Source organism: Aeromonas sp. HMWF017, from assembly GCF_003061465.1.
Lineage (GTDB): Bacteria > Pseudomonadota > Gammaproteobacteria > Enterobacterales > Aeromonadaceae > Aeromonas > Aeromonas veronii.
On sequence record NZ_QAJD01000062.1, the window covers coordinates 40,664 to 44,829 of the forward strand.

General features: G+C 59.4%; 3 protein-coding genes and 1 pseudogene. 3 read left to right on the top strand and 1 reads right to left on the bottom strand.

Annotated features, from left to right (window positions below; all coding sequences use genetic code 11):
* From DBR30_RS21675 to fruA, 3 genes are all read left to right on the top strand, one after another.
* Window positions 1-376, top strand: a 376-nt coding sequence (locus tag DBR30_RS21675; protein ID WP_258224295.1) for an HPr family phosphocarrier protein, incomplete at its 5' end; no start/stop codon positions are given.
* Window positions 376-1,365: a 1-phosphofructokinase gene (gene pfkB, locus DBR30_RS05595; protein WP_108540084.1), complete on the top strand. Its 990-nt coding sequence runs from the start codon at window positions 376-378 to the stop codon at window positions 1,363-1,365. The genes DBR30_RS21675 and pfkB, both read left to right, overlap by 1 nt.
* Complete coding sequence (gene fruA, locus DBR30_RS05600; RefSeq protein WP_108540086.1) at window positions 1,362-3,086, top strand: PTS fructose transporter subunit IIBC; 1,725 nt, start codon at window positions 1,362-1,364, stop codon at window positions 3,084-3,086. Before pfkB ends, fruA begins: the two co-directional genes overlap by 4 nt.
* 741 nt (window positions 3,087-3,827) lie before the next feature.
* Here fruA and DBR30_RS21680 read toward each other — a convergent pair.
* Window positions 3,828-4,166: pseudogene (locus tag DBR30_RS21680) on the bottom strand (ribonuclease E); the annotation flags it as partial.

The window sequence follows — 4,166 nt, forward strand, 5'->3', positions numbered from 1 at the left end:
ACTGGAGAATCTGGCCAAACTGGCGGCCGCCGGTCAGCTGGCAACGCTGGCGGGCGGTGAGGGACTGGCCATGTTGCAGGCAGGGCCCGCGAGCGGTCTTTCCGAAACCTTTACCATCATCAACCCTCACGGCCTGCATGCCCGTCCCGGTGCCATGCTGGTCAAGGTGGCCAAAGAGTTTGAATCGGACATCCGGGTTGCCAATCTGGATGGTAGCGGCGAGGCGGTCTCTGCCAAGAGCCTGATGAAAGTGATCGGCCTTGGGGTCAAGTGCGGGCATCGTCTGGCGTTTCGCGCCGAAGGGGCAGATGCCGAAGCCGCCCTCAAGGGGATCGGTGAGGCCATCGCCGCCGGTCTCGGCGAGGGGGCGCATTGATGAAGATTGTTACCATTACCCTTAACCCCGCCCTGGATCTCACCACTCGTCTAGAGGCAATGAGCCTGGGCGAGGTGAATCTGGTGAGCGAAGCCAACCTGCGTGCCGCCGGCAAGGGGATCAACGTCGCCATGGTGCTCAAAGATCTTGGCAGAGACGTGGGCGTCACCGGCTGGCTGGGCGCTGACAATGAGCAGAGCTTTGTCTCCCTGTTTGCAGAGCGGGCGCTTGATGATCACTTTGTCCGTGTCGTGGGCAGCACCCGCATCAACGTCAAGATCTCCGAACAGTCCGGTCGGGTTACCGATCTCAACTTGCCGGGGCTCACCATCCAGCAAGGGGAAGTGAGCGCGCTGGAGCAGGCCATCGACGAGTTGGCTCCGCATGCTGAGTGGTTCGTGCTGGCGGGCAGCCTGCCCAAAGGGGTGGCCCCCGATTACTGCGCCCATCTGATCCGCTTGCTCAAGGCCAAGGGTAAGCAGGTGATCTTCGATTGCAGCGGCGCGGCGTTAAGCGAAGGTATCAAGGCGGCACCGACCCTGGTCAAACCCAATCTGGAGGAGCTGAGCCAGTGGGCAGGCCGCCCCATCAAGACGCTGAGCGAGCAGGCCGAGTGTGCCCGCGCGCTGCAGGCAAGCGGCATCCCCAACGTGGTGATCTCCAACGGCGCCGATGGCCTGATCTGGTTTGCCCCGGATGCCGTCTGGCAGGCCATTCCGCCGCGGATGCAGGTAGTCAGCACGGTGGGTGCTGGCGATTCCCTGGTCGCCGGTCTTGCCCATGGTCTGAGCCTTGGCTGGGCGCCGGAGCAGACGCTGCGGCTGGCCACCGCCGTCTCGGCCTTGGCGGTCAGTCAGGTGGCGGTAGGCTTTAACGATATCAGTGTGCTCAACCCTTTACTTGAACAGGTGCGCGTAGAGCGTCTGGATGCGCTGGCACAAGTTCAATGCAATACCCCCTCAATGGAAAACTCAGGAGATGCCCAATGAAAGCAATCTTGGTTACGGCTTGCCCAGCGGGCATTGCCACCAGCTTTCTCGCTGCAAAACGGATAGAACAGCAGGCCAAACTGGCTGGCTGGGAACTCACCCTCGACGTCGGCTCCAGTGTGCAGCCCCGCCAGGTTCCGAGCAAGGAGCAGATTGCTGCCGCCGATCTGGTGCTGGTTGTCGCCAGTGCCCCAGTGGATCTCGCTGCCTATGATGGCAAGCGGATCTATCAGGGCAGCATGGATCTCGCCCTGCAAGATCCGGCTGCCTTGCTGGAAGCAGCCGACAGCGGCGCCAGCCTCTATCGCCATCATGCCGCGCCTGCTGCCGCCAAACCGGCCGCCGCTGGCAAGCGCATTGTGGCGGTGACCGCCTGTCCGACCGGCGTGGCCCACACCTTTATGTCGGCAGAAGCGCTGGAGACCATGGCCAAACAGCTGGGTTATCAGATCCGCGTCGAGACCCAAGGCTCGGTCGGTGCCCAGAATGCCCTGACCGCCGAGGAGATTGCCGCTGCCGATCTGGTATTCCTTGCCACCGATATCGAAGTGGACATGGCGCGCTTTGACGGTAAGCCGGTCTATCGTACCAGCACGGGCGCGGCATTGAAGAAAACCCGCGCCGAGCTCGACAAGGCGTGGAACGAGGCGACACTCTATCGCCACAGCGGTGCCAGCCAGCCCAAGAAAGAGGAAAAAGCCGGCCCCTACAAGCACCTGCTGACCGGTGTCTCCTTCATGCTGCCGATGGTGGTGGCGGGTGGCCTTATCATTGCGCTCTCGTTTGTGTTCGGTATCGAAGCGTTCAAGGTGGAAGGCACCCTGGCTGCTGCCCTGATGAAGATCGGTGGTGGCTCCGCTTTCGCCCTGATGATCCCGGTGCTGGCCGGTTACATTGCCTACTCCATCGCTGACCGCCCGGGTCTCGCTCCCGGCATGATCGGCGGCATGCTGGCAAGCTCGCTGGGTGCCGGTTTCCTTGGCGGCATCGTGGCCGGTTTCCTGGCCGGTTACAGTGCCAAGTACCTGAGCGACAAGGTACGTCTGCCGAATACCCTGGAAGCGCTCAAGCCGATCCTGATCATTCCGCTCTTTGCCAGCCTGTTTACCGGCCTGGTGATGATCTACGTAGTGGGTGGCCCGGTGGCCGGCATCATGAATGCCATGACCGAGTTCCTCAACAACATGGGCTCTGCCAACGCCGTGCTGCTGGGGGTCATCATCGGCGCCATGATGTGCTTTGACATGGGCGGCCCGGTCAACAAGGCGGCTTATGCCTTCGGTGTCGGCCTGCTGGCCTCCAAAACCTATGCCCCCATGGCTGCTGTGATGGCCGCCGGTATGGTGCCGGCACTGGGGATGGGAATTGCCACCTTCCTGGCCCGTACCAAGTTCATCAAGGCGGAGCAGGAAGCGGGCAAAGCATCCTTCGTACTGGGTCTGTGCTTTATCTCCGAGGGGGCCATTCCGTTTGCCGCCAAGGATCCGATGCGCGTTATCCCGGCCTGCATGGTCGGCGGCGCCCTGACCGGTGCGCTCTCCATGCTGTTCGGCTGCGAGCTGATGGCACCCCACGGCGGCCTGTTCGTGCTGTTCATCCCGCACGCCATCAGCAACGTCATGATGTATATCGTTGCCATTGCCGCAGGCTCGCTGCTGACCGGTGTCTCCTACGCCATGCTCAAACGCGGCGAAGAGCAGGCCAAGCTGGCAACAGCCTGATAGTCATTCCACTTTCAAAGCAAGCAGTTCAATGCCGCCCGGTTGCAAAGCCGGGCGGCATTTTTATATGCCTTTTAAACAGAATCGTTGAGCAGCGGTTACTGAATTCTCGTGTATTAGGGCCAGCGTCTTGCTCAGTTTCAACACTTGATTGTGTGGGGAAGGGTCGTAACCAATATCTCGTGTATAGATTGTGCTGCCGCTAGGATAGGGGGGCTGGCTTGTTCCCGGGAAGCAAATCTATACCAACGACAGTTACCTATATGTACATCTGTGTAGATGCAACCTGAGTTGATTATCTGTTGAACAAGACCTGAGGCTGGTTTGCTATATGACAAACCTCCTCAATTCTGCGAAAGGGGGATTCAGGTTTCGGTACAACCGAATGCCCTGGTTGGCAAGTATGCATTGAACCAGAAGGTTCCATATCAAATGAATCTTGAACCCCACACGAGCCCATTGCAGACCGTCGTCTACACAACTATTTATATGCCAACAAGCAAAATTTTAAACAGCCAAAATCAATTGGCATCGTTCTGAACATAGAAGTCACTGTTACTTCAGGAAATAAATACGAGTTAACGCCGTGTTCAGTGATAGGGAGATAGAGAGATAACAGACAAAGCGGTTTTGCGGAGCATAGGCATTCATTCATGTGTCTGTGAGTGCACAGGGGAAGCGAGAAATAAAAAAGCCACACCGGTTGGTGTGGCTTTTGTTTAGGGGGTCAACCCGGGTTGCTTAGGGGCGACCGGCCGGGCAGGTGGCCACGTTGACGGCGGCAGTGCTGCCACCATGACGACCTGATGTGCTCACTTCGTTGCGTACCAGCGGCGGGTAGTTAACCGGCTCACGGGCAGGCAGGGCAGGGGCTTCGGCAGGTGTTGCCATCGGCGCGGATGCTTTGCGGGCACGAGCTAGCAGGCCGGCACCGTGAGCTACCTGTTTGGTAACGACCGGAGTCTCTTCCACTACAACCGCAACCACGGCAGCCGGGGTTTCGATGACAGCAGCAGGAGTTTGTGTTTCAACAACAGCGGCGACAGGTGCGGCTTCCACAACAGGGGCTGTTACGGCAGG

Coding starts and splice junctions, on each gene's coding strand:
- pfkB (WP_108540084.1), top strand. CDS start 376: ATGAAGATTGTTACCATTACCCTTAACCCCGCCCTGGATCTCACCACT.
- fruA (WP_108540086.1), top strand. CDS start 1,362: ATGAAAGCAATCTTGGTTACGGCTTGCCCAGCGGGCATTGCCACCAGC.